This is a genomic window from Polaribacter butkevichii, assembly GCF_038024105.1.
Lineage (GTDB): Bacteria > Bacteroidota > Bacteroidia > Flavobacteriales > Flavobacteriaceae > Polaribacter > Polaribacter butkevichii.
Map to the genome: position 1 here is coordinate 3,887,066 of NZ_CP150661.1, position 26,548 is coordinate 3,913,613.

General features: G+C 30.3%; 18 protein-coding genes and 1 riboswitch. Of the genes, 12 read left to right on the forward strand and 6 right to left on the reverse strand.

Annotation, left to right across the window (positions count from 1 at the left end):
- The first annotated feature begins 1,000 nt into the window (after positions 1-1,000).
- Together WG951_RS16440 and recG are read left to right on the forward strand one after the other, a co-directional pair.
- Positions 1,001-6,571 carry a T9SS type A sorting domain-containing protein gene (locus tag WG951_RS16440; protein ID WP_105048021.1) on the forward strand — a complete coding sequence of 1,857 codons (5,571 nt, stop codon included), beginning with the start codon at positions 1,001-1,003 and terminating at the stop codon, positions 6,569-6,571.
- A gap of 214 nt (positions 6,572-6,785) precedes the next feature.
- Positions 6,786-8,882 carry an ATP-dependent DNA helicase RecG gene (gene recG / locus WG951_RS16445; RefSeq protein ID WP_105048022.1) on the forward strand — a complete coding sequence of 699 codons (2,097 nt, stop codon included), beginning with the start codon at positions 6,786-6,788 and terminating at the stop codon, positions 8,880-8,882.
- Positions 8,883-8,968: 86 nt separating this feature from the next.
- Here the strand turns inward: recG and nrdD are convergent, their stop codons facing one another.
- The 3 genes from nrdD to WG951_RS16460 form a co-directional block, all read right to left on the reverse strand.
- The gene (nrdD, locus tag WG951_RS16450) at positions 8,969-10,759 is read right to left on the reverse strand and encodes an anaerobic ribonucleoside-triphosphate reductase (RefSeq protein WP_105048023.1); all 1,791 of its coding nucleotides are present in this window, start codon (positions 10,757-10,759) and stop codon (positions 8,969-8,971) included.
- Between the two features lie 3 nt (positions 10,760-10,762).
- Entirely contained in the window at positions 10,763-11,215 is a 453-nt protein-coding gene (nrdG, locus tag WG951_RS16455; RefSeq protein ID WP_211296696.1) for an anaerobic ribonucleoside-triphosphate reductase activating protein, read from the reverse strand.
- Between the two features lie 119 nt (positions 11,216-11,334).
- Positions 11,335-11,534: riboswitch (cobalamin riboswitch) on the reverse strand.
- A 116-nt stretch (positions 11,535-11,650) separates the two neighbouring features.
- The gene (locus WG951_RS16460; protein ID WP_105048024.1) at positions 11,651-11,977 is read right to left on the reverse strand and encodes a DMT family transporter; all 327 of its coding nucleotides are present in this window, start codon (positions 11,975-11,977) and stop codon (positions 11,651-11,653) included.
- Positions 11,978-12,176: 199 nt separating this feature from the next.
- Here WG951_RS16460 and cysS point away from each other — a divergent pair, with 199 nt between their 5' ends.
- From cysS to WG951_RS16480, 4 genes are all read left to right on the forward strand, one after another.
- The gene (gene cysS / locus WG951_RS16465; RefSeq protein WP_105048025.1) at positions 12,177-13,655 is read left to right on the forward strand and encodes a cysteine--tRNA ligase; all 1,479 of its coding nucleotides are present in this window, start codon (positions 12,177-12,179) and stop codon (positions 13,653-13,655) included.
- A 117-nt stretch (positions 13,656-13,772) separates the two neighbouring features.
- Positions 13,773-14,006 carry a membrane protein insertion efficiency factor YidD gene (gene yidD / locus WG951_RS16470; RefSeq protein WP_105048026.1) on the forward strand — a complete coding sequence of 78 codons (234 nt, stop codon included), beginning with the start codon at positions 13,773-13,775 and terminating at the stop codon, positions 14,004-14,006.
- Between the two features lie 84 nt (positions 14,007-14,090).
- Positions 14,091-14,951, forward strand: coding sequence for a prolipoprotein diacylglyceryl transferase (lgt, locus tag WG951_RS16475; protein ID WP_105048027.1), 861 nt, complete (start codon positions 14,091-14,093; stop codon positions 14,949-14,951).
- Between the two features lie 5 nt (positions 14,952-14,956).
- The gene (locus WG951_RS16480; RefSeq protein WP_105048028.1) at positions 14,957-15,268 is read left to right on the forward strand and encodes a DUF6787 family protein; all 312 of its coding nucleotides are present in this window, start codon (positions 14,957-14,959) and stop codon (positions 15,266-15,268) included.
- Here WG951_RS16480 and WG951_RS16485 read toward each other — a convergent pair.
- On the reverse strand, positions 15,265-15,534 hold the full coding sequence (locus WG951_RS16485; RefSeq protein ID WP_105048029.1) for a hypothetical protein: 270 nt from the start codon (positions 15,532-15,534) through the stop codon (positions 15,265-15,267). The genes WG951_RS16480 and WG951_RS16485 overlap by 4 nt on opposite strands.
- A 144-nt stretch (positions 15,535-15,678) precedes the next feature.
- On the opposite strand from WG951_RS16485, the gene WG951_RS16490 reads away from it, so the two are divergent.
- Complete coding sequence (locus tag WG951_RS16490) at positions 15,679-16,254, forward strand: CoA pyrophosphatase (protein WP_317044714.1); 576 nt, start codon at positions 15,679-15,681, stop codon at positions 16,252-16,254.
- 53 nt (positions 16,255-16,307) lie between these two features.
- Positions 16,308-17,123 (forward strand): lysophospholipid acyltransferase family protein, encoded by an 816-nt coding sequence (locus WG951_RS16495; RefSeq protein ID WP_105048031.1) that lies wholly within the window; start codon positions 16,308-16,310, stop codon positions 17,121-17,123.
- A 13-nt stretch (positions 17,124-17,136) separates the two neighbouring features.
- On the opposite strand, the gene WG951_RS16500 is transcribed toward WG951_RS16495, so the two are convergent.
- Positions 17,137-18,210, reverse strand: coding sequence for a serine hydrolase domain-containing protein (locus tag WG951_RS16500; protein WP_105048032.1), 1,074 nt, complete (start codon positions 18,208-18,210; stop codon positions 17,137-17,139).
- A gap of 107 nt (positions 18,211-18,317) precedes the next feature.
- Here WG951_RS16500 and rimO point away from each other — a divergent pair, with 107 nt between their 5' ends.
- Both rimO and WG951_RS16510 read left to right on the forward strand, forming a co-directional pair.
- Positions 18,318-19,670, forward strand: coding sequence for a 30S ribosomal protein S12 methylthiotransferase RimO (gene rimO / locus WG951_RS16505; RefSeq protein WP_105048033.1), 1,353 nt, complete (start codon positions 18,318-18,320; stop codon positions 19,668-19,670).
- Positions 19,671-19,719: 49 nt separating this feature from the next.
- Positions 19,720-20,445, forward strand: coding sequence for a diphthine--ammonia ligase (locus WG951_RS16510; RefSeq protein WP_105048034.1), 726 nt, complete (start codon positions 19,720-19,722; stop codon positions 20,443-20,445).
- 173 nt (positions 20,446-20,618) lie between these two features.
- On the opposite strand, the gene WG951_RS16515 is transcribed toward WG951_RS16510, so the two are convergent.
- Positions 20,619-23,096: a M14 family metallopeptidase gene (locus WG951_RS16515; protein WP_105048035.1), complete on the reverse strand. Its 2,478-nt coding sequence runs from the start codon at positions 23,094-23,096 to the stop codon at positions 20,619-20,621.
- Between the two features lie 198 nt (positions 23,097-23,294).
- Here WG951_RS16515 and bshC point away from each other — a divergent pair, with 198 nt between their 5' ends.
- On the forward strand, positions 23,295-24,887 hold the full coding sequence (bshC, locus tag WG951_RS16520) for a bacillithiol biosynthesis cysteine-adding enzyme BshC (RefSeq protein WP_105048036.1): 1,593 nt from the start codon (positions 23,295-23,297) through the stop codon (positions 24,885-24,887).
- A gap of 39 nt (positions 24,888-24,926) precedes the next feature.
- Positions 24,927-26,474, forward strand: coding sequence for a tetratricopeptide repeat protein (locus tag WG951_RS16525; protein ID WP_146105249.1), 1,548 nt, complete (start codon positions 24,927-24,929; stop codon positions 26,472-26,474).
- The last annotated feature ends 74 nt before the right edge of the window (positions 26,475-26,548 follow it).

Sequence of the window (26,548 nt, forward strand, 5' to 3'; positions counted from 1 at the left end):
ATTAAGACACTATTAAATTTAAAAAGTCACTTTTATTTTATTGAATTAGAAATGATTACCTTTTGAAGTAGTGTGTGGAAGTAGATTGTTAAGTGTTACAAGAATCTTTTAGTTGTAATATTGTCCGTTGTTTTTGGTGTTAAAATAGTTTTTTTTAGAAATAAGGTAGAGTCTTTTGTTTTTAATAAAGAGAGCTTGTAATAATAATGATAAAAATTAGGTTTGTTTATTAGTGGGAGTAACTTTTAAATACTATTTTTTAATAAGCAAATTTGTGAGACTAAAGCTTAAGTTGGGGAGGGGTGTAAATGTTGTTTTTTTATTAAATTCTAATTTCTTAAAAGAAAACCTAAACAAAACAAATAATGGAGTGTCTAATGAGTTTAAAAGCAGTGGTTTATGAATTTTAGGTTAACTAAGTGTTATGTTACGTGTTTTTTTAGAATTATTATGAATTTAATAAGAAAATAGTTTTGCGGTTAAATAAAATTTATTATATTTACTTCAAGTTTAAGATATTATAAACTTATCTAAAGTGTTTTAGAAAAAACAAACACTAATTTTATTAAAATGGTTGCTATGTCATTTTAATAAAATTCATACAAACAACATAGTGAAGTTCATCTCTTTTAGATTATAATTTATTTATAAATTGTAGGATGAAAGCGTATTTTATTAAAACAAAAGTTTAAACAATTTTTAATCCCCCGTAAAAATGAAAAGAACGACTACATTAAAATGCTTACCCAATTGTATTAGTATTAAATATGATAAATATTTATATCATAAACAAAAAAGAGGTAAAAGGTCTTGCAAATCTAGCTAAGGCAATAAAAAAATAAAAAAAATTTCGCGACTAATATTATTATTAGCACGCTTTGTAAAAAATCAATTTGTACATCTAATAAATGATGGTGCTATTCTTTTATATTATAATTTATAATCTAAAAGTGTATTTTATTAAAACAAAAGTTTAAACAATTTTTAATCCCCCGTAAAAATGAAAAGAACGACTACTTTAAAATGGTTAACCCTTTTATTAGTATTAAATATTATAAATATTTATGCTATAGATAAAAAAGAGGTAAAAGGTCTTACAAATTCAGCTAAGACAACAAAAACAACAACAACAACAACAACAATTTTACCAACAAAAGCTCTTGCTGTAAACACGCTTGCAGATTTACCTAAAAACGAAATTGTGCCTTTGGTGAATGATGGTACTAATTTTAGTGGAGTTACGGTTAGTAGTAGTAAAGCATTAGGTTTTGATGAATGGAGTAATAAAGGAAATGCGATAATTTCTGGCACTTCTGACTATACATCTACAAACAGTGATTCTTATCTAACAATTACTTCTCTCTTAACAATGCCTGCGGGTAGTTATGCAGGGGCAAAAATAAGATCAAATTCTTTGCTGTCTTCCATATCAAATTTATTAAGTTTTTTAAATGGAGTAACGATAACAACCTATAACGGTAGTACTTTGCAGGAAACCCATGTAGTAAGTAATGATACCTCTTTAACGTTGTTAGATCTTACAAGTAGTAATCCTTATAATGTTGGTTTTGTAACCACAAAACCCTTTAATAAAATAAGAATTACTTATGATACTGGTCTTATTGGTAGTTTAACAACTAGCTTAATAGTTTATAATGCCTTTGTAAAGGTTTATGAAAATAATACGGATACTTCAAATTGTAATACACAAGTCGCTTGGACAAATACAGCTTATCCAGTAGAGGTGTATGCTCCAGGTACTTCTGGTCTTTTAGGAGTAGGTAATGGACTATCCAATATAGAAAATATTATAAGTGCAAGTACTACAGATTATGCTGAACTAGGGTTAAGTGTAAATCTTCTTGATGATTTAGAAATAGGAGTCTATGATGTTTTAGATAATTATACAGGAGCTAACTTTGTTGGTTTCGATATTGAGGTAGCAAGTATAGCAGATGTTAATTTATTAAATAATATTTCAATTTCTACTTATAAAGATGGTTCAGTTATACCTGTAGAAACAAAATCTGGCTCTACAATGTTGTTAGGGGTGCCTTTGTTAACAGCTTCAAGTAAACAAACAATAGGGTTTTTAGCTACTCAAGAATTTGATGAAGTACGAATTAAATTTAGTTCAACGCTTAATGCAAATGTAGGAACTATTAAAATCTACAATAGTTTTATTCAAGAAATGTGTGAAACAACGTTAGCTTGTAATACCACTTATGCTTTAAACTCACCTGCATTTTCTACTTATGTAGATTTTCAGCAAACAGGTGTTTCTGGTTTAGCATGTGTTGGTTGTGCGGTATCCAATTCGGAAAATGTTTTATCTAGTGATGATACAGATTATGCAACAATTAATGTAACAGCAGGAGTAGCTGCAAAGGTTAATTTAGCTGTTAGAGACGCAACAAATACATATCCTGCAGGTTCTTATGCTGGTTTTGCATTAAGTTTCGATGATGCTTTAGTAAGTTTAGAGGTATTAAGAAATAGTATCACAATTGCTACTTTAGATGCAAACGGAGACGTTTTAGAGTCTAAATCAGCAAGCGATTTAGTAGGGTTAGAATTATTAACAAATATTATTGGCACATCTGCTACAGGTGATGTTAATCTAGGGTTTAAGACTACTCAAGCTTACTCAGGAATAAAAATTTCTGCATCAGCGTTAGTAAGTGTTGCTATAAATAATAAAATTGATGTTTACGGTGCTTTTGTAGATACAAGAGGAGCAACAGGTAGTGGTTTTGGAACTTGTTTAATAGATTCTGATAATGATGGAATTGATGATAGTTTAGATATTGATGATGATAACGATGGTATTATTGATATTGTAGAAAATGGAAATTGTGCAATTGAAGATAAAGTAGAAATTGTAGAGTTATATAGCGAAGACTTTGGTACGGGTACAGGAAGATCAAGTAATCCGTATGTAGAAAATCATCTTTATGATACTAGTGGTGCTATACCAGATGGTTCTTATGCAATTGTTTCTTCTAACGCTCCTGGTTTACCTGCTTATAATCGTACAGACCAAAATGGAAATGTAGATGCAAATATAGATGAATTTACAGGGCCTGCAGGTGGATCAATAAATGGTAGATATTTATCTATTAATATGGTAAATTCTGGTAACATAGAGTTTTATCGTCATAGACTTAATAATTTAATTATTGGGGCAGATTATAGATTTCGATTAGATATGGCTGGTTTGTGTAATGGTTGTGCAGATGCTCCTATATTCAGATTAGAAGTACAAGATACAAGTGGAAACGTTTTAAAAACGGTTTCTTCAAGTTCATTAGGGGTTACTAATAATGATACTTGGGTAAGAGTAAACTTAAATTTTACAGGAACTACAGATAAAGTTGATATTGTAATTTTTAATGACCAACCAAATGGTGGTGCTGGTAATGATGTTGGGGTTGATAATATTGTTTTTAGCGTTTTACAATGCCCTGCAAGTTTTAATGATCCAGATAATGACGGACTTGAAAATAGTATAGACTTAGACTCAGATGGAGATGGATGTCCAGATGTTAGAGAAGCAGGTGTACCTGGTATTTTAAAAACAACAAATGTAACCAACGGAAACGGTACAGATGCTACAGCTAATACAACAGTAGCTACAGATAATGCTATTTTAGATATTGCATCTTCTGGTCAGTCAGTTGGTTTTAACGGCTTGGTAGAAAGTATAGAAACGGATGATACGGCAAGAGCTATTACAACCTATCCATCAAATTATATAACCTATGCATTAGATAGCAATATAAATGCATGTGGAACCGCAATGATAACACAGGTATTTCAATCAACTACAGAAAAATGGATAGAAATAACAAATACTTCTGATAATATTGTAGGTGAAAATACTGTAAACATTGCATTATTTAAAGATGGAGCTTTAACTACGTTAGCACCTTCTGCTTTTATTAATAATTTAAGTGCTATAGATCCACATGCATCTATATTAATTTCTTCTGTAGCTGTAAATAATAAATTATCAGGAGCAACAGAAATTACAGGAGCAGATGACCCTAATGCAACTGCTGTTACAGATTTTAGTGGAGCTGATGATATTATTGTATTAACAAAAAATATTGACAGTAAGGCTTGGATTAATAGAGTAGATGTTATCAGTAATATTGCAGATAGTACTAGTTATGTTCGTAGTGATATGATTTTAGAACCAAATACAACCTTTGATTCAGCAGAATGGGTTGCCTTTATCAACGATAATATTATAACATACAATGATTTAGAATTTGATGACACTACAGAGCGTCACCCTCATGATCCTTTATTATCAGAAATAGCAACTGCAAACGATGATGCAAATATAAAACCAGGATTACACAACTTTGGTTTTACAAATAGAGTAGGTTCAGTTTGGTCTAATGGTTATCCAGATAGATCTAGAGAAGTAAAAATCTCTGAAGATTATAATCATCTAGAAAAATTAAGTGCACGTACATTTGAGGTTAATACAGGTGCTATCTTTAGTATTACAGATCATTTATTAGTTGTAACAAACAATGTAATCTTAAATGGAGAAATTAGATTGGTAAGTACAGACGATTCTAATAAGGCACAACTAGTTCAAACTCACCAAGGTTTAAAACAAGTTACAGGAGCGGGTAAATTATTGGTAGATCAAAAATCTAAAGCACCAAATATGTACAGATATAGTTATATGGGGTCGCCTGTAAATACTGTAGGAGAAAGTACTTATTCCGTTTTAAGTGTTTTAAAAGATGGTACAAATCCATTAACAGCAAGTGGTACTATTGGTCAAGGAGCTTCTGATATTGCTAAAGATATAACTTTTGTAGAAGGATATAACGGTAGTAATACTGCGCCAATATCTATTGCCGATTATTGGATATATACTTACGGAAGTGCTGCAGGAGGTAGATCTAATTGGGAACACAAATATAGAAGAGCACCAATTGCGCAAACAGATGGTTTTATTTTTAAAGGACCTTCAGATCCAGAACAAAATTATACATACGTAGGTACGCCAAAAGACGGAGAATTAGCAACAGCAGTAGGTGGAGATCAATCTTATTTAGTAGGTAATCCTTTTGCTGGTGCAATTAGCGCAAAGAAATTTATAGAAGACAATACAAATTCTATAACGGGTAGTTTGTATTTCTGGGAACATGCAGGAGAAAAGAATGCAGTAGGAACTCTAGGGCATTATTATGCTGGTTATGTTGGGGGCTATGCTATTAGAAATATTTCAATGGGGTTATCAGCAAATCAGGTAATGTCTAATAACGGAGCAGACGTTGAAACAAGCTTAGTAGAAGCAGAATTAGAAACAAAAAACAATGGTGCAAGTGATTATTCTTTAGACGGTGTTACTGGTGTAGTTCTTGGTTCTTTAAATGAAAGTGTTTCATTTACAAGTACAATAGCAGCAGATTCATTATTTATCAACTATAAAACTATAAGTACTGGGTCTATAGGGGTTAAGGTTAATGGTAATTTACAATCAGTTCCATTAAATATTTCGAGTGGTCAGTATACACATGTTTGCTTTATAAATGACATAAAAGTGAATGATGTTATAGAGGTTATATACACTGATAATTCAGGAGCACATAACTTATATTTAGATTCATTCGTATTAAAAGGTCGTGTTGTAACAGAAGGAGTACCTGCTTTAGGAACAGGAGAATACAAAGTGCCTCAAGCCTATATTGCCATGGGACAAGGATTTTTTATTATGGGAGACTCAGATGGTGGTCCAATAGTATTTAATAATAGTCAAAGAGAATATAAAGCAGAAGGAACAGAATCTATTTTGTTTAAAAGTAGTAAAAAATCAAAAGAAAAAAAGAGAACGAATGTAAGTAAACTTCCTATTATAAAATTAGGAATGAATTATACAAATGAAGAAGGTATAGGGTTACACAGACAGATTGGTATTTCATTTAAAAACGACAATTCTTTTGGATACGATAATGGGTATGATTCTGCAATGTTAGATGTTGGAGAGACCGATTTTTATTGGAAATTTCCTAATAGTGAAAATAAATACGCAATTGCTGGTGTGCAAAGTATTTCTGATGATTTAGAAGTGCCTTTATATATATCATTAGCTCATAAAGGTACTATAGTTATTGGTGTTGATGAGTGGGATGCTATTGATAGAAATGTGTATATAAAAGATAAACTAACTAAACAAGCATACTTAATTAACAACGGTAGTTTTTCTTTAAAACTTGCAAGTGGTAGTTATACAGATAGATTTTTCTTAACGTTTAAAGAAAGTAATACGTTAAGTGTATCAGATAATACTACTGTGTTAAATAAGAATATTGCGGTTTATTTAGATAATAATACACAAGAAATTGTAATTAATAATGAAAATAGTTTACAACTTAAAAATGTAAAATTATACAATCTTTTAGGACAAGAAGTTGGTAAATGGAATAACCTAGATCAAATAGCTACACAACAGAGGTTAAAAACAAACAAACTATCTGATGCTATTTACATTATCAATATTGAAACAGAAAAAGGAAAAATTTCTAAAAAAGTGATCTTAGAGTAGCGTGGGGCGAAATGACGTTTTTTAATTAAACGTTGGGATTGATTATTTGTTTAAAATAGTTCTATTGGTTTTTATTATAAAAATCAATGGGGCTATTTTTTTGTAAGAATATCAAGGATTCCTTTTATTGTGAAATACAAGAACCTTCAAAAAGTGTTATTTTTTCTTTTATTCCTGCAGATTTCTGTATTTTCGTTTTTTATATTTTTATCAATTGAATTTAAGTTATCCAATAACATATATTAAAGGAATTAGTGTACAAAGAGCAGCGCTTTTGTATACCGAATTGGGTATAAAAACATGTAATGATTTACTCAATTTTTTCCCTTTTAGATATATTGATAAAACTACCTTTTATGCCATAAAAGATTTACAACCTAATTCTTCTGAAGTACAAATTGTAGGCAGAATTACTCATGTAAAATCAGTTGCTCAAAAAAGAGGAAGTAGATTAGTTGCTACTTTTCAAGATGCTACAGGAACCATGGAGTTGGTTTGGTTTAAAGGACAAAAATGGATAAAAGATGCGCTTAAAATTAACCAACCTTATGTGGTGTATGGTAAAACAAACCACTACAATGGCAATTTTAGCATTCCGCATCCAGAAATGGAGCTGGTTACAGAATATAAGAAAAAGTTGCAAACTAAAATGCAACCCGTTTATCCTTCTACAGAAAAGCTAACAAATTCTGGTGTTTCTAATAAATTAATGAGAACCTATGTACAGCATTTGTTACAACAGTTTTTTGAAACCATAACAGAAACCCTATCGCAAGAAATAATAGATAGTTTTAAATTGATGGGAAAACGAGACGCATTATTAAATGCGCATTTTCCTAAAAGTCAAGAAAATTTAGCAAAAGCACAAAACCGTTTAAAGTTTGAAGAGTTATTTTTTATTCAATTACAATTATTACGCAAGAAACTCATCAACAAAACAAAAATAAAAGGATTTGTTTTTGAGAACGTGAGCGATTATTTTAATACTTTTTATAAAGATTATTTACCTTTCGATTTAACAAATGCTCAAAAAAGAGTATTAAAAGAAATAAGAAAAGACGTAGCTTCTGGTGCACACATGAATCGTCTTTTACAAGGAGATGTAGGCTCAGGAAAAACAATTGTAGCCTTGTTAACCATGCTTTTGGCAATAGATAACGGTTTTCAGGCTACTATTATGGCGCCAACAGAAATTTTAGCCACACAGCATTATCATGCAATTTCAGAAATGTTAAAAGACATGGATATTAATGTTGATTTATTAACGGGATCTGTTAGAACAAAAAAGCGAAGAGAAATTCATGCAAATTTAGAAGACGGAACCTTACATATTTTAATAGGTACACATGCGTTGATAGAGGATAAAGTAAAGTTTAAAAACCTTGGCATTGCAATTATTGATGAACAACATCGATTTGGTGTTGCGCAAAGAGCTAAATTATGGTCTAAAAATTCTCTGCCTCCGCACATTTTAGTCATGACAGCAACACCAATACCAAGAACCTTGGCTATGTCTGTTTATGGCGATTTAGATATTTCTGTTATAGATGAATTACCTCCGGGAAGAAAAGAGGTAAAAACCGTACATCGATTTGATAGTAATAGATTGTCTGTTTTTAAGTTTATGAGAGATGAAATAGAAAAAGGAAGACAAGTTTACGTTGTATATCCCTTAATTCAAGAATCTGAAGCCATGGATTATAAAGATTTAATGGATGGTTATGAAAGTATTTCTAGAGATTTTCCGACGCCCAAATACCAAATAAGTATTGTTCATGGAAAAATGAAACCTGCAGATAAAGAACACGAAATGCAACGTTTTGTGAAAGGAGAAACACAAATTATGGTGGCAACAACTGTTATTGAAGTTGGGGTAAATGTGCCAAACGCCAGTGTTATGATTATTGAAAGTTCAGAACGATTTGGGCTTTCGCAATTGCATCAATTAAGAGGAAGAGTAGGGCGAGGAGCAGACCAAAGTTATTGTATTTTACTTTCTAGTTACAAACTTTCCGAAGAAGGAAAAACACGTTTAAAAACAATGGTAGATACTACAGATGGTTTTAAAATAGCTGAGGTTGATTTAAAATTACGTGGCCCAGGTAATTTAATGGGGACGCAACAAAGTGGTGTTTTAAATTTAAGAATTGCAGATGTTGTAAAAGACTCTAAAATTTTGGTTGCAGCCAGAAATACGGCTATTGATGTTTTACAAGAAGATTCTAATTTGTCGAAACCAGAAAACAAAAATATTAAAACTACCTATTTAGCATTGTCTAAAACGTCTAAAATTTGGAGTAACATTAGTTAGCCTTATTAAATGGAGTTTTACAGTTTTAAAAATTAAAGGAACAAGTTTCATCAAAATAAATGAAACTCATTCCTTATCTAGGGGCATTATGACGCTTTAGCGTTTTGTAAATGATAAAACCTTAAATCGTGTTCATTTTGTCTTTCAGAACTAAAACTAGAAACGCGTTTTAAGTACCCAATTACTCGCGTACCATAATCTATATTTTTAGAGTTGCAAGAGCTGCATTTTACAAGTGTTTTTTTATCAATATGACCACATTTATTACAAATAGTTATTTTTACATTAAAGCAAAAATAATTACAACCGGCTAATGCTGTGGCTTCAATTAATTTTAAAAAGCCATTTTTATTAGGAGCCTCTTCTAAATTTAAATGAAGTGCAGAGCCCCCATCTAGATATTTAATAATATCTGTACCATGTAAGATTATTTTATCTAAAGAATTTATCGAATTATTTTCTACAGGATAGAAATAAGAATTGTAGCAATCTCTAGGTACAAATAAACCATCTTCTTTGTCCCATTTTGCATTTTTTACACCTAAATTTTCTGCAGGTACAAATTCCGTATTAAATAAATAGCCATATTCTTTTTTGGCTTCTTTATTAGCATCATAAATTATTTTGAGCTGTTTTGCTACAAAATCTTTATAAACAGTGCTATTTTCGGCTTTTATACCTTGGCTTTCTGCAGCTTCTACCATACCGTTTATGCCAATGGTTAAAAACTGTTTGTCTAGAGATATAAAACCAGCATCATAAACAGGCAGCATTCCGGCATTTTTATATTCTTCAATTAACTTTCTGTAGGCTATTTGGTATTTTTGAATTTTATTTATTTCTGTTTTAAGATCTTTTCCTTGTTGTATTAAGCGATTCATGTTTAGTGTAATAACGTTTATAGAGCCTGTAGAAACGCCACCTGCACCCAAAGAATAGCTAAAAGTATTGTCGCTAATTTCATTTCTTAATCGGCAACAAGAAGCCAAACTATCTGCGCTTTCAGATTGATAGATAAAAAATGAATTTCCTTCACTTAACTCAGTGGCGCACATATTGGCAAATTCAGTATCTACAGGTTTGCCTTTTTTTACAAGCATTGCAGCGGTAACCACAGGAAAGGTTAATACAGCTTTTTCTCTTTCTTTATTAAACCATTTCATAAAAAATAGTTGTAATTTTTTAAGACTTTCCCATTGCGGTTTTGTCATGTCAGGAAAAACAAACTCACCAAATAAGCTGTCAAAATATTTTTCATCGTATAAAGAGATATTCCAAAAAACAGATTGATAACCTCTTGCAGCAGCAGGCTGATTAATTGCATAAACGGCATGTTGTAAATGATTAGAAACTGTTTTGGTGTTAGAATTTAGGTAATCGTTTCCAAAATCTTTTCTAGCAAAATAATCAAAATACAATAAAAACTCTACAGTTGCCAAAGCACCTGCAAATTGAGAGCTAATGGCAAAGACAAGGTTTACAAATTCGCCACAATAACTCTCTAAATGTTGTGGTGCTTTACTTTCACCTCCAAGTTTGGTAAGTCCGTCAAATAAAAATGGATACATACTAATAGATGTGCAATAAGGTTTTAAAGAGGTTTCATCATGTACATAAATTTCATGAGCTTCTATTTGCCTTACATATTCATTGGCCAAATTTTTATCAAATAGTTGTTCAATTTTATTTTTTACCAATTGCCTATTTACCTGAACGTTAATATCCTTATTTAGTTCAGCTTCCATAGTAGCTATGTTTTTAGAAGAAACATTGGCGTTGGCGTCTATTTTAGAGCCATCAGCAGCATTGCTTGCATTAATGTAATTCTGAATAAAATTAATTTTTTGGTTTACCTGTTTTTCCGTTAATCGAATCATAGCTTAATAGTTTTTCAAGAATAAATGATTTAAATTTTTATTTGTTTGTACTTCTATAAATTGCTGATTGGTATCAGGTTTATCTAAGCCTCCTTTTTTAGCAATCCATTTGCCGGTTTTAATCCAAGTTAGGTGTTGTAGTAAATTTTTATCAATATGTTCCTTACCTGTATAAAGGCATGTTTTGTATCCTTCTTTTTGGGCGTATTTTAAATAATCTATGAGTTCTTTTTGATGCCATTCTCCACCCATAAATAAAACACAACTTGCAAATCCTTTATATTTTAGTAATGTTTGTTTGTATAATTTTATAGAAAGTTGTTGTCCGTTTTCTTCTTTCCATAAAATAGGAGAATGACAACCTTTGCAGCGAATTTTACATCCACAAATGCTAAAACAAATACTGATTTCACCAGGCACTTCTTGTAGTACAATCTGAATGCTAGAATAATTCATTTTCATTAATAATATAACCAATAAGGCTTACTTATTGATGGTTTATAATGTGTCAAAAAAGGTACGATAACCCAATGGTATAAGTAGATACATCGTGCCATAACTTTTATCCCGAAAGTTTGACTAATTAGAAGTTGGCAGGTCTTCTGACTTACTCTGGTTTTTACGTCTTCCCGTTTATAAATAGATAAACAGTGACAAAGAATGTAAAACTTTTAATAGAGCTTACAGCTGCGGGAACAGTATAGGTTTTACACCTATTTCCCTTTTAATTTTAACAATTGATATTGTTATTAAAACCAAATTCTATTCAAATTTAAAAATCATTTACCTTTTGTGTCTTATATTTAGAAGAACTTATTAGCTACTTATAAACATATTTATAGGTAATAAGTTTTAGGATTGTAAGAGTATAGAAAACAAAGAAATTTGTTTTTAATGAGACACTACTTTTAAACCAATTATAGAAATTATTAAAGTAGAAATAAAAAAAAGACGCCAAAACGTAGCGGGCTCTTTAAATATAAAAATACCTAATAAAACGGTTCCAACGGCACCTATTCCCGTCCAAACAGCATAAGCAGTTCCTATAGGTAATTCTTGTGTTGCTTTTAAAAGGAGCAACATACTTGCAGATAAACATACTATAAAACCAATGTACCAATAGGTAGTTTCGGTACCTGTGCTTTCTTTAGCTTTACCTAAGCAAGCAGCAAAAGCAACTTCAAAAAGTCCCGCTATAATTAATAGTATCCAATTCATTTTAAGATGGGGTTTTATCAATTTTAAAAATTGAAATGTAAATTTAATTATAATTTTAAGAAGTAATTTGTATAAATAAAAGAATAACAATTATATTTTTTTTCAGCGACTTTAAATCTTAGCAAACTTCTAACAAATTCCATTTCGGTATTCTTTTTAAAGTGTCTATCTTTATCGGCTGTAATTAGTCACTTATTTAATGGAATTATACAAAGAAAATCAGCTTAAAGTATACAACTCTTTAACCAAATCTAAAGAGGATTTTAAAACCATAACAGACGGATATGTAGGTATGTACGTTTGTGGTCCAACGGTTTATAGCAACGCACATTTAGGTAATGTTAGAACCTTTATGTTTTTTGATGTTGTGTATAGATATTTATTACATTTAGGCTATAAGGTGCGATATGTACGTAATATTACCGATGCTGGCCATTTAGAAAATGATGCAGATGAAGGAGAAGACAAAATTGCAAGAAAAGCACGTTTAGAACAAATTGAACCCATGGAAGTTGTACAACGTTACACGGTAGACTTTCATGATGTTTTAAAAAACTACAACTTTTTACCACCAAGTATAGAGCCAACTGCAACAGGTCATATTGTAGAGCAAATAGAAATGATTAAAGAAATCATAGAAAAAGGTTTTGCTTATGAGGTAAATGGTTCTGTATATTTTGATGTGCATGAATACAATAAAAAAGAAAACTACGGAATTCTCTCTGGTAGAAAAGTAGAAGATTTACTACATAATACAAGAACTTTAGATGGGCAGTCTGATAAGAAAAATCCGCAAGATTTTGCACTTTGGAAAAAAGCCGATGAGAAACATATTATGCGTTGGCCTTCTCCTTGGAGCGATGGTTTTCCGGGGTGGCACTTAGAGTGTTCTGTAATGAGTACAAAATATTTAGGCGAAAGTTTTGATATTCATGGTGGTGGAATGGATTTAAAATTTCCGCATCACGAATGCGAAATTGCACAATCTAAAACTTGTAGTGGCGTAAAGCCTGTAAATTATTGGATGCATACAAATATGCTTTCTTTAAATGGGCAGAGAATGGCAAAATCTACAGGGAATTTTATTTTACCTAATGAAATTTTAACAGGAGAAAACACTATTTTGCCAAAAGCATTTTCTGCAAGTGTGGTTCGTTTTTTTAATATGCAGGCCAATTATAGAAGTATTTTAGATTTTTCTGGAGATGCTTTAGAAGCATCAGAAAAAGGACATTCTAAATTGATGGAAGCTGTTAATTTCTTAGATAAGATTGAAGCAGGTAAAACATCTACTTTTGATGTGCAAAAATGGAAAAAAGATTGTTATGCAGCAATGAACGACGATTTTAACACACCAATGTTAATTCCGCAATTATTTGAAGCGGTAAAGGTTGTTAATCAAATTAAAGAACATAAAGCAAGTTTAACGGCAGTTGATTTAGCTGAATTTAAAACAACGTTTAACGCATTTGTTTTTGATGTTTTAGGGTTGATGAATGAAAATTCTCAAGACAATTCAGAAAAAATAAATGGCGTTGTAGAATTGTTAATTAAATTAAGAAAAGAAGCAAGAGAAAATAAAGATTGGGCTTTGTCAGACCAAATTAGAGATGAACTAATTGCATTAGGAATTCAACTAAAAGATGGTAAAGAAGGTACTTCTTTTATAATAAATTAAAAAGGTAATTACGAATTATGAATTTCAAGTTTTTGAGTGTAATTGTCATTTCGAAAGAGAAACGATTGAGAAATCTCATAATCTAGATTTATTCATTTAATTCATAAATTTTAATCATTGAAAAAAATATTGTCTTTTCCATTTATATTGTTGGTTCGTTTTTATCAAGCCGCAATTTCACCATTTACACCAGCTACTTGTAGATACAGTCCTACGTGTTCACATTACACAATTGAGGCGTTACAAAAACATGGTCTATTTTCTGGTGGATGGTTAGCCTTAAAGAGAATATTTAGTTGTCATCCTTGGGGAGGAAGTGGGTATGATCCTGTTCCAGAAAAGAAAGAATAATAATTGTCACCTCGAGCGCAGTCGAGAGGTTTATAGTTAATAATTAGGTCTCGACTGCGCTCGACCAGACATAGAAATTAAAATATGAGCTTTTTAGCAATTACATGGAATCCTTCAATAGGAATAGATTTAGGTTTTTTTACCGTTCGTTGGTACAGTTTAATGTTTGTAGCAGCATTTTTATTAGGTTTAAGACTGATGAAAAAAATCTATGTAGAAGATAAAATTCCAGAAGAAAAACTAGACGTATTATTTATGTATGTCTTTGTATCTATGCTTGTTGGTATGCGTTTGGGAGATGTATTTTTTTACAGTTGGTCTTATTATCAAAATCATTTATTAGAAATATTTTTACCAATTAAAGAAAGTGCAAACGATTCTTTATTTGGTATTATAAAAGGATGGAAATTTACAGGATTTACTGGTTTTGCTAGTCATGGTGCAGCAATAGGAATTCCTATCGCTTTATATTTTTACGCAAAAAAACACTTACAAAAACCGTGGTTGTTTATTTTAGATAGATTGGCAATTATGGTTGCTTTGGCAGGTTTTTTTATTCGTTTTGGAAATTTTTTCAATTCAGAAATTTATGGAAAAGAAACAGGTTCTAGTTTTGGTGTTATTTTTAAAGCAGCAGGAGAAACAGTACCAAGACACCCTACACAATTATATGAAGCGTTTAGTTATTTAGCTTTGTTTTTTGTGATGTGGCATTTGTATTGGAAAACAGATAAGAAACAACAAACAGGTTACCTTTTTGGTCTTTTTATGGTAGTACTTTGGTCTTTAAGATTCTTTATAGAGTTTTTAAAAGAAGCTCAAGTAGACGGACGTGAAGATTGGGTGTTTAATTCATTAAATACAGGGCAAGTTTTAAGTATACCTCTAGTTTTAATAGGTTTATGGTTAATGTTTAAGAAATCTAAAGAAACGGCAAAACAATAAACTTTATGGAAAAATTAAGGCAACGTTGGGGAGTAAAGAATAATTGGTCTATTATAGCTATAATTCTAGTTTTTTCTATAAATGGGTCTTTTGCTACTTGGGTTGCAAAACCTTTAACCAGTTTTATAGGGCTTTCGCAAGAAACAACAAATCCTTGGGTATTTTGGCCTTTAAGAATTATGTTGATTTTCCCTATTTATCAAGCTACACTTCCTTTAGTTGGTTGGGTATTTGGGCAATTTAAATTCTTTTGGGCTTTTGAGAAAAAGTTTTTAGGTAGATTGGGCTTGGGCTTTTTATTTAAAAAAGAGAATTAGAATTCTATAATTTTTTCTACCTTTTCTTTGTTAAATACATAAGAGTATATCCACATTATTGTAAAAGTTGGTACAACATCTAAAAAAGGAACTGCTTCTTCTATAAAACTAATTATTGCGGCTACTTTACCTTGTTTTCCTTTATACATTTTGGTCATTAAATATCCAGATAGTGGTGCCCAAATTACGTCTAAAAAGGGTATAGGAATAATACCAATAATATCTAATACAATACTTAAAATTAATTTTTTATATTTCTTATTCATGTTTATTTTTAACTAAGATAAAACAAAATTCTTGCCAAAAACCATTGATTTAAAAGTGAAATTGATAATTTTGTTAAAATTAAATGTTTATCCGTGAATTTTAATGATTTTAAGAATAAAATAACGAAACTTAAAACGAGTAAGTTGGGCGGATTAAATGCTCAATTTAAATTAGCGCCTAAAATGCGTCTAAAATATGATGCAGATAAAATAATAGCAAACAACCCTAGAAAAGCAGCTGTTTTGGCACTTTTTTATCCCAATATAAAAAATGAAACTTGTTTTTTACTCACCTTAAGAGCAAGTTATAAGGGCACGCATTCTGCACAAATAAGTTTTCCAGGGGGAAAGAGAGACAAGACAGATAAAAACCTCGAAAAAACAGCATTACGAGAAACTTTTGAAGAAGTAGGTGTGGCAGAAACATCAATAGAAATAATACGAGAGTTAACAGATGTTTATATACCACCAAGTAATTTTTTAGCAACCCCTTTTTTAGGCTTTGTAAACCAACGACCTAATTTTAATTTAAATTATGAAGTTGATAAAACCATAGAGGTTTTGGTAAGCGATTTGTTAAATGATACAAGTTTTACTTCAATTAAGATGAATACTTCTTATATGGATAATATAGAGGTACCTTGCTTTAAATTAGAAGATTATGTGGTTTGGGGTGCAACAGCAATGATGCTTTCAGAAATTAAAGAACTCTTAAAATAGCTTCTTTCTTATTTGTTTTGTAAGTTTGTTAAAATAACTAAAAATAATTTAGAATGCCTTTATTTAAAAGGAACCCATTTGGTCATATTTTGATTTTGAAAAAATGGCTTATAAGAATTTTTGGAATTGTTTCTCACGGTAGATACCGTAAATTCAATAACCTACAAATAGAAGGTTCAGAAAACCTTAAAAACTTGCCAGATTCTGGAGTTTTATTTATTTCTAACCATCAAACTTATTTTGCAGATGTGGCAGCAATGTATCATGTTTTTAACGCTACTTTAAGTGGTAGAGATGATTCTATTAAAAATATTGGATATATCTGGAAACCAAAATTGAACGTTTATTTTGTTGCGGCAGGAGAAACCATGAGAGCCGGATTATTACCTAAAATATTTGCTTACATGGGATCTGTTTCTATAGAAAGAACTTGGAGGAGTGGTGGTAAAGATGTAAAAAGACAAGTAAAAAACTCTGATATTTCTAATATAGGAAAAGCAATAAAAGATGGTTGGGTAATTACTTTTCCTCAAGGTACAACAACTCCTTTTAGACCCATTAGAAGAGGTACTGCTCATATTATTAAAACATATAAGCCTGTTGTAGTGCCAATTGTAATTGATGGTTTTAGACGTTCTTTTGATAAAAAAGGATTGAATATTAAGAAACGAAATGTTTTACAGTCTATGGTGATTAAAGAACCATTAGAAATAGACTATGAAAATGAAACGGTTGCAGAAATAGTAACTAAAATTGAGTATGCTATAGAACAGCATCCTTCATTTTTAAAAGTCTTATCTGTAAAAGAGTTAGCAGAATTAACGAAAGAGGAAGAAGAGCTAAATAAGAAAAGAAAATTTTGGAGCTAAGGAGTGTTTAAATTTAGTTAATAACATTATTTATTTTCTCCCACAAATCATTATCAAAAGAAGATAAGGCAAAATTGGAGGAATCTGCGGATTCTCCCATTCTAATAATAACCAGCTTTTTACTAGGTACAATATAAATTTTTTGGTCATTTTTACCCAATGCAGCAAACATATCATTGGGTGCATTAGGTATTAGTGCTCCATTAAATTCTAATTGGCTACTAGGTAAATGATAGCTAGATTTTCCGTTTAACCACCATAAATATCCATAGGCTTTATTTATATTTTGAGAAGTATTGGTAGCTTCGGTAATAAAATTCTCTGAAACAATTTGGTTGTTTTCCCATTTGCCGTAATTAGAAATTAACAGACCAAACCGAGCCATACTTCTTGTATTACTCCAATAAACATTTAAATTATTTAGGTTAGTCCAAGAACCGTTCATTCCTATTTTATTACGTAAGTTAGAATTAAAATAATCTTTCCAGGTGGTGTTTGCGGCGGTAGCAAGAACATCTTGTAATTTTACATAAACATTATGATATGCCCAACGGCTGCCAGCATCTGCGATATATTCTAAGTTAGAAGCAGAAACACTGTCACCTAAAGAATCATCTAAACCAGAATTCATAGAAAGTAAATTTTTACATGTTATTAAATTTTCTTTTTCAAGAGGAGCACTGGTCCAACCTGTGCCCAAATATTCAGATACTTTATTGTTTATATTAATTTCATTTCTGTCTTGTGCAATGCCAATAATAGTTGAGGTTAATGTTTTACCGGCGCTAGCCCAATACCAATTATTTGAGGCTGTGTGATTGTTAAAATATGCTTCAACAACAATTTTACCATTGTGAAGAATGATAAAACCTTTTGAGTTTTTTTCTTCTAAAAAATCTAATAAGAATTGTAATTCGGTTTCATTCCAATTTAATTCTGTTAATGTTTTTGTTTCCCAAAGGTCAGAATTTAATGGAGGGAAATAACTAGAATCTATAATAGGAAGTTCTTCAGTAATTTCATCAGAATTTTTTGAAGAACAATTAAATAAGAATAGCATGCAAAAAATGAAGAGAAGTTGTTTCATGTTTTTTTTTATAATTAGACCGTAATAAAGATTAAAAGTTTAATATATAACAAAATAGGTAATCAACAATCATTATGTATCTTTGCATCTGCTTAAAACAAGATATAATGCGTACAAAAACCATCAAAAAAAATAAGATTAACGTTGTTACTTTAGGGTGTTCTAAGAATGTTTACGATTCTGAAGTATTAATGGGGCAGTTAAAAGCTAACGGAAAAGATGTTGTTCATGAAGATCCAGAAGATGATGGAAATATCGTTGTAATTAATACTTGTGGATTTATAGGTAAAGCAAAAGAAGAATCTATTGATACTATTTTGCATTATGCCAAAAGAAAAGAAGCGGGTGAAATTGATAAGGTTTTTGTTTCTGGTTGTTTAAGTGAACGTTATAAGCCAGATTTAGAAGCAGAAATTAAAAATGTAGATCAGTATTTTGGTACGCATGATTTACCAAATCTTTTACAAGCTTTAGAGGCAGATTATAAGCACGAGTTAATTGGTGAACGTTTAACAACAACTCCAAAACATTATGCGTATTTAAAAATTGCAGAAGGTTGCGATAGACCTTGTTCTTTTTGTGCAATTCCTTTAATGAGAGGAAAACACGTGTCTACACCTATAGAAGATATTGTTACCGAAGCAACCAAATTAGCAGCAAAAGGAATTAAAGAAGTAATGTTAATTGCGCAAGATTTAACTTATTACGGATTAGATATTTATAAGAAAAGATCTTTAGCGCAGTTATTAGAAGCGTTGGCTAAAGTAGAGGGCATTGAATGGATTAGAATGCATTATGCTTTTCCTACAGGTTTCCCTATGGATGTTTTAGAAGTGATGAAACGAGAGCCTAAAGTGTGTAACTATTTAGATATTCCTTTACAACACATTAATACCGAGTTGTTAAAGTCTATGAAACGTGGTACAACGCACGAAAAAACAACGGCTTTAATTCATAAATTTAGAGAAGTTGTACCAGAAATGGCAATTAGAACTACGTTAATTGTTGGATACCCAGGAGAAACAGAAGAAATGTTTCAGGAGTTAAAAGATTGGATTGAAGAAATGCGTTTTGAACGTATGGGTGCTTTTGAATATTCTCATGAAGAAAATACAGGGGCGTATGTTTTAGAAGATGATGTACCGGCAGATGTAAAGTTTAGAAGGGTTAATGAAATTATGGAAATTCAGTCTCAAATTTCTTGGGAATTGAATCAAGAAAAAATAGGGAAAACTTTTAGATGTTTATTTGATAGAAAAGATGGAGAATTTTTCTACGGAAGAACAGAATCTGATTCGCCAGACGTAGATAATGATGTTTTAGTAGATGCTAAAGAACATTATATAAAAGTGGGTGAGTTTATAGATATTAAAATTCATGATGCTGGAGATTACGATTTATACGGAACACCTGTAACGAAAGTTGAAAAACCAGTTTCTTTAAATCAAAAAAGAAAATAAATAATCAAAATCCTACTTTATGTAGGATTTTTTTATGCAAATTGTTCTTATGAAAAAAACGTATTTTAATTGGAGTTCTGGTAAAGATTCTGCTTTAGCTCTTTATAAAATTTTACAAGACCCAACATATAATTTAGATTTATTAGTTACTACAATTAATAAAGATTTTAATAGAGTTTCTATGCATGGTCTTAGAAACGAATTATTATTAAAACAAGTTGATTCTATTGGGATTCCTTTAAAAATCATAGAATTTCCTGCAGATGTAACCATGGATTTGTATGCGAAAATAATGAAAGAAGCCATGGATTCTTTAGTGGCACAAAAATATTCTCATACTATTTTTGGGGATATTTTTCTGGAAGATTTAAAAGCATACAGAGATACCAAATTAGCTGAGGTAAATATTAAAGGAGTGTATCCGCTTTGGAAAAAAGACACCAAAGAAGTCTTGCAAGAATTTTTATATTTAGGTTTTAAAGCTATTACGGTTTGTGTAAACGCTAAATTATTAGGAGAAGAATTTGTAGGTAGAGTAATAGATGAGCAATTTATAAAAGACTTACCAGAAAATGTTGATGTTTGTGGAGAAAATGGTGAGTTTCATACCTTTGTTTTTGATGGACCTATTTTTAAAAACCCGATTGATTTTTCTACAGGAGAAAAAGTTCTTCGTTCTTATACGTTACATGATAATGACGATGATAATTGTTATGCTGCTAAAAAAGAAGAAGCTAACCACGATACGAGTTTTTGGTATTGTGATTTAAGTTAATTATAGTTTCTATTTTATAAAATATAAAAACCCGATCTAATGATCGGGTTTTTTACTTTTAACGTAATTTGATTATCATCTAACAATTTGCGTTAGGGATTGAAATGGCATCCTTTTTACTTTTTTGTAAAAAGATATAATGGAAAGCCCGTTTAAACGCCCAAATTAAAAATCTATTTTAATTTATCTGAATTCAATAAGAAAACGGCGTTGGCAACAAAGAGTTTTCCGTTTTGCCAAAAAGATCTAAATAAAGGATTATCTACCATATAAATAATGCTTCCATTGCCCATTTGTTCTTCTGCAAACAAAATAGATTTAGGTACGTTTTTTACAGCTTTACTACCGGCATAACCCGATACATTTATAGCGTTTATATCAAAATAAGCAACATTGTTTCCGTCTTTTAAATAAGCATAAGAAGTTGCGCCTAGTTTTAAAGAAAAATACTCTTTTCCGTAACCAAAAGCCAATGGGTGTGTATTGTCTAAAGTACTTTTAAAAATACTACCCGTAATTAAATTGGCAACACTTTTACGCTCTCTATCTGCATAAGGAGTTAAGTCTGCATCTTTAATTTTCTCTAAAGATGCTTTCTTTTTTAAAGCGAATTCTTTAGTATTTGCAAAGCTATTTAAAGCGTTTCCAATAGCAATTAAAGTTCCGCCAGAACGTGTCCATTTTTTTAATTTCTCTAAAGTAGTTTTTGTTAAAACTGAATTATATCGTCCGTCAGGAATAATAATAACATCGTATTTAGAATAGTCTAAAGAACCAAAAACATCTGAATTTATGTTGGTTATTGGGTATTGTAATTGCGTTTCAAAGAAATGCCAAACTTCTCCAAAGCTTAAAGAAGAAGTACCTTTACCAGACAAAACTGCAATTTTTTGTTGGTTGATTGGTTTTACAGAATACGAACCAAAATCTACACCAGCAGATGCAAAACCTGTTTTTACAGCTGTTAATTTTCTTTGATGTTTGTTAGCTATATTTACTAAAGTAGCATCAAAATTTTCTTTCCTATTATCATTTCTTAAAATAATTAAGGTTCCTCTTTCGTAAGATTTTCCTGCAATAGAAAAAGGTTTTTCAGAAAAACTTGGTGTAATATTAGCTTGTAATAAAGCACCTAAAAAAGTAGCATCCTCTAAACTATTCCATTTAGCAAGGTAGGCATAGGCATTTTTATCAATTAAGTTCGTAATAGCGTTTGTGGTTTTACTAGCTGTAGAACTTACTTTTGTATGCGAAGCAATCGCTTTAAAACCATGTGCATATGGTAAAGACCAAGCAGTAATATCATACGTTAAAGAATCTACTAGTTTTGTTTTAGGTTCAAACAAAACTTTTACCATTTTTCCTTTCGGTTGATTGGTGTGTATAACTAAATCTGTAGAAGAAACCGTCATTTTTCCTTCTTTTTGCGTGGTATAATCATACCCTTTTACAATGCCACTTTTTGTGTTTTCGTATTTAATTTCATGTGTATCTAATAATGCTTTCAAACGATTGGTTTTGTCTTGGTTTTCATTTTTTAAAACATAACTTTTATATCCTAAAGAAGCATTGTTAAAGAATTTTCTGAATTCGGTATTTAATTTTTCTGCATTATTTGATGAAATTTCTACGGTAGATAAGCCTGTAGTTAAATGATGAATGGCTCTGTCTTTTAAGGTTAACACGGTGCCTTTATCTGTTTTAATTCCTAAACCTGCCATTCCGTGACCTGCTTGTTCGTAGGTCATACCAATTGCGCCCATATACGTAGGATAGGTGTCTCCATAACTTGGGTACAACAAATCGAAACTTTCTTTTGTAAAATACAACCAACCTTCTTGGTCGAAATATTTTGCATGATTTTTTCCAATTTCAGTTTGAAATTCTCTTTGCCAATCAGAAATAATTTCATGAAAAGGTTCTGCTGCAGGTGCAAAATAATAAGGGTTATTAATATATTGTTCATGAAAATCTACATGTACATGTGGCATCCATTTATTATACATTTTTATACGTTGTGCAGATTCTACTTGTGTTGCCCAAGCCCAATCTCTATTTAAATCAAACAAATAATGATTTGGTCTTCCAGAAGGCCAAGGTTCTGCATGTTCTTTTGCATCTTGGTTACTATTAAAAGGTGTGCTTTTTACTTGGTTGTACCAATTTACATATCTGTCTCGTCCATCGGGATTTACAGCAGGATCTATAATAACAACGGTATTTTTTAACCAAGATTTTTTGGTAGTAACCAATTCGTAAAGTGTTAACATAGCCGCTTCTGTACTAGAAGCTTCGTTTCCATGTACGTTGTAACTTAACCAAACAATGGCTTTGTTGTTTTTAGAATTTCCAGCAATAATACCTGTTTGTGCAAGGTTGTTTTTTCTAATAGTTTCTAAATTGTTGATATTTTCTTGTGAAGAAATATAACTTAAATACAAAGGTCTGTGCTCATTGGTTTCTCCGTATTTTTCTAACTTTACGTTGCTTAAAGTGTTGCTAACGTATTTAAAATAATCAATAACTTTATGATGTCTTGTAAAGCGAGCGCCATTTTCATAGCCTAAAAATTCGGAAGGAGATTGTACTGTTTGTGCAAAAATGCTTCCCATAGTTAAGAAAGCGGTAATAAAAAGGACTTTAAATTTCATAAATAAGCGTTTGGAAACCAAAAGTAAGAATATATTTTTTTGTTTTTCAGTAGATTGAATATTTTGATGTTAAAACTTTGTTAGATTGAATTTAGCTTTACGACAAAGGATAAATTATTCGTATTTTTATCAAAAATTAATTAAACTAAATGAATTCTACCACAGAGTCTGATTGTTGCCAAAAAAGTGTTCTTTAAGATGAAAGTAACACAGATACCTTTTAAAAAAACCGGATTTTTCTCTGCTACAATGTTAGATTATTTAGAGAAAAAAGAAGCCATACACCCATTTTATAATAATTTTCCAGATATCACAGGTTTTCATAACCAGATAGAAGAAAAGCAAAAGTCTTACCGATTACAATCTAGATTGGTATTGGTAGATGCTTTAAAAAAACAGTATCAAGGTTTTAACGTTTCAGAGAAAACGAATGAATATATAGAGAGTTTAAAGCTTCAAAATACGTTTACGGTAACTACTGGTCATCAATTAAATTTGTTTACCGGGCCATTGTATTTTTTGTATAAAATTCTTTCTACCATTAATTTGTGCGAAGAATTGGCAACTAAATTTCCTGAGCAAAATTTTGTTCCAATTTATTGGATGGCAACAGAAGATCATGATTTTGAAGAAATTAATTACTTTAATTTTGATGGTAAAAAAGTAATGTGGAATAGAGAAGATGGTGGCGCTGTTGGTAGATTTTCTACTGATGGTTTAGATGCTGTTTTTGATGTTTTTTCTAATCATTTAGGCAATTCTAAAAATGCAACTTTTTTAAAACAACTATTTTCTGATGGTTATTTAAAGCATAACAATTTAGCGGATGCAACGCGTTATATTGCAAATGAATTGTTTAGTGCGTATGGTTTGGTTATTTTAGATGGTGATGATGCTAGTTTAAAAGAATTATTTAGTCCTATTGTAAAAGACGAATTAGAAAACCAAACTTCTTTTAAAGCAGTTTCTAAAACAATTAAAGATTTAGAAAAATCATATAAAATTCAAGTAAACCCAAGAGAGATTAATTTATTTTATTTGGGGGCTGATTTTAGAGAACGTATTCTTTTTGAAGACGGAATTTATAAAGTAAATAACACAAATATTACTTTTACCAAGGCCGAAATTTTGAAGGAAGTTGATGATAACCCAAAATCATTTTCGCCAAACGTAATTATGAGACCTTTATACCAAGAGGTTATTTTACCAAACCTTTGCTATTTAGGAGGAGGAGGAGAGATGGCGTATTGGTTAGAATTAAAAGATTATTTTGAAAAAGTAGCCATTCCGTTTCCTATTTTATTGTTACGTAATTCTGTACAAGTAGTTTCAGAAAAACAAGCAAATAAATTAGAAAAACTAAATATCTCTTTAGAGGAGTTGTTTTTAGACCAATATGATTTATTATCTCAAAAAGTAACCGAAAACTCAGATATTCAAGTAAATTTTGATGAAAAAATTCAGTTTTTAGAAAAGCAATTTTTAGAATTGAAAGAAGTAGCAAAAAAAACAGACATTTCTTTTGTAAATGCAGTAAAAGCACAAGAAAGAAAACAAGTTAAAGGTTTAGAAAACCTGCAAAAACGTTTGTTAAAAGCAGAGAAAAGAAGACAAAAAGATTTAGTTGATAGAATTACACTACTTCAAAATGAAATTTTACCAAACCAAAGTTTAGAAGAACGTCAACGTAATTTTTCTGAATATTATTTAGAATATGGAGGTTCTTTTATAGAGATATTAAAATCTACATTAAAACCATTGTTACTTGAATTTACGGTAATTACTTTGTAAATTAGAAGCTTTATTTAATGTTTGTTTAAACTATTAAAGTTGAATTTAAAAGGCCTTTATCTATTTTTACTGATTCTAACTTTTGTTAATTGCTCTAATCAGAATAGCAACAAAAAGATAACTACTAATAATTTAGAAGAAAAAATAAACCAAGCTTTTTTAGATTCAGAATTAGAAGATAAAACAAGTACTTTATTACCAGTTTTATTTTTTATAGATAATAATAGTATCACTTTTAATGATCCCTGTATTTTAAGTAAAGTATATCATTTAAGAGCATTAAAACATTATACTTTAAACGAAGGTGATAGTCTTGTAAAAAATGCAAAGAAAGGAGTTTTATTTGCTGAAAAATGTAATAATTACGAAGTAAAAACAGCTCTTAACAACCTTTTAGGAATATTTTATTCTAATAAGAAAGATAGCTTGTTAGCTATTGATAGTTATAACAAAGCTCTTTTTTATGGAGAAAAAAATAAAGATAAAACGTTTGTTGTAGATACTTATTTTAGCCTTTGTAGGTTGCATGCTAATTTAAAAGATTGGACAAAAGTTATTGCAAATGCTAAAAAAGGAATTGCTGCTATAGAGAAAAGTAATTATAAGCAAACAAGATTAAAATATTTTCACACATTTTTAGCAGAAGCTTACGTAAATTTAGGAGATTATCAATTAGCCGAAATTAATTTATCGAAAGCAATTAAAATCACAAAAAAGCTTAAAGGAAAAGAAAAACAAGAAGATCTTATAAAGTCTTATAGGGCTATATACCTTATTTATGCGCAACTAAATAAAAAACAAAAGAAATATGATTTAGCTTATCAATTTATGAAATCTTCTGATTCTTTGTTGCTATTAAAAATTAAATATCAAAATGAAAAAAATAATGTTTTTTTAGATACTGAAAATGCTTTAGAAAACGAATTACTTAAAAGTAATAAAAGGATTATTTATAACCATAGAATAATTACAGTTGGTAGTATCTTATTTTTATTAATTAGTTTCTATTTTATAAGAAGGAGTTATCAGTTTTCAAATAAACTTAAAATTTCTTTAGAAGAAAAAGAAGCCTTAAACGATCAACTTTTATGTAATTTCGCAAAATTAGAAGACACCAATAATGGATTGATTTCTAAAAATGAAGAAATAAAATCTTTATTAAAATTTAATGAAGATACATTATTAACTAAAACACTAAAAATTTCTAATTATAAAGATGCTGTAAATAATGTTATAAAAAAGATTACTACACTTATAGAAGAAAAAGAAAGTATAAAAAGTGTTAAAATGCATTCTATAAACAGATCTTTACAAGAAATTATTTCTGAAGAGGATTTTTGGGAGGATTTTAAAATTCAATTTACCAAAAACAGACCCTATTTTTTTGAAGGGTTATTAAAAAAATTACCAAATTTATCTATAACAGAGCAAAAACATTGTGCATATATAGCTGTAAACTTAAAGAGTAAAGAAGTGGCAACTATTTTAAGTTTATCTCCAAGAAGTGTAGAAACCACAAGGTATAGAATTAAGAAAAAACTAGAACTAGAAAACGAAACCTTACAGGAGTTTTTAAGTAAATTATAAAAAAAATAATGCCATCTTAGAAAATCTAAAATGACATTATATATTAACAAGTAGGGGGGTGTTGTTTTTTGTAA

Coding starts and splice junctions, on each gene's coding strand:
- WG951_RS16440 (WP_105048021.1), top strand. CDS start 1,001: ATGAAAAGAACGACTACTTTAAAATGGTTAACCCTTTTATTAGTATTA.
- nrdD (WP_105048023.1), bottom strand. CDS start 10,759: ATGATTCGATTAACGGAAAAACAGGTAAACCAAAAAATTAATTTTATT.
- nrdG (WP_211296696.1), bottom strand. CDS start 11,215: ATGAATTATTCTAGCATTCAGATTGTACTACAAGAAGTGCCTGGTGAA.
- WG951_RS16460 (WP_105048024.1), bottom strand. CDS start 11,977: ATGAATTGGATACTATTAATTATAGCGGGACTTTTTGAAGTTGCTTTT.
- cysS (WP_105048025.1), top strand. CDS start 12,177: ATGGAATTATACAAAGAAAATCAGCTTAAAGTATACAACTCTTTAACC.
- lgt (WP_105048027.1), top strand. CDS start 14,091: ATGAGCTTTTTAGCAATTACATGGAATCCTTCAATAGGAATAGATTTA.
- WG951_RS16480 (WP_105048028.1), top strand. CDS start 14,957: ATGGAAAAATTAAGGCAACGTTGGGGAGTAAAGAATAATTGGTCTATT.
- WG951_RS16485 (WP_105048029.1), bottom strand. CDS start 15,534: ATGAATAAGAAATATAAAAAATTAATTTTAAGTATTGTATTAGATATT.
- WG951_RS16495 (WP_105048031.1), top strand. CDS start 16,308: ATGCCTTTATTTAAAAGGAACCCATTTGGTCATATTTTGATTTTGAAA.
- WG951_RS16500 (WP_105048032.1), bottom strand. CDS start 18,210: ATGAAACAACTTCTCTTCATTTTTTGCATGCTATTCTTATTTAATTGT.
- rimO (WP_105048033.1), top strand. CDS start 18,318: ATGCGTACAAAAACCATCAAAAAAAATAAGATTAACGTTGTTACTTTA.
- WG951_RS16510 (WP_105048034.1), top strand. CDS start 19,720: ATGAAAAAAACGTATTTTAATTGGAGTTCTGGTAAAGATTCTGCTTTA.
- WG951_RS16515 (WP_105048035.1), bottom strand. CDS start 23,096: ATGAAATTTAAAGTCCTTTTTATTACCGCTTTCTTAACTATGGGAAGC.
- bshC (WP_105048036.1), top strand. CDS start 23,295: ATGAAAGTAACACAGATACCTTTTAAAAAAACCGGATTTTTCTCTGCT.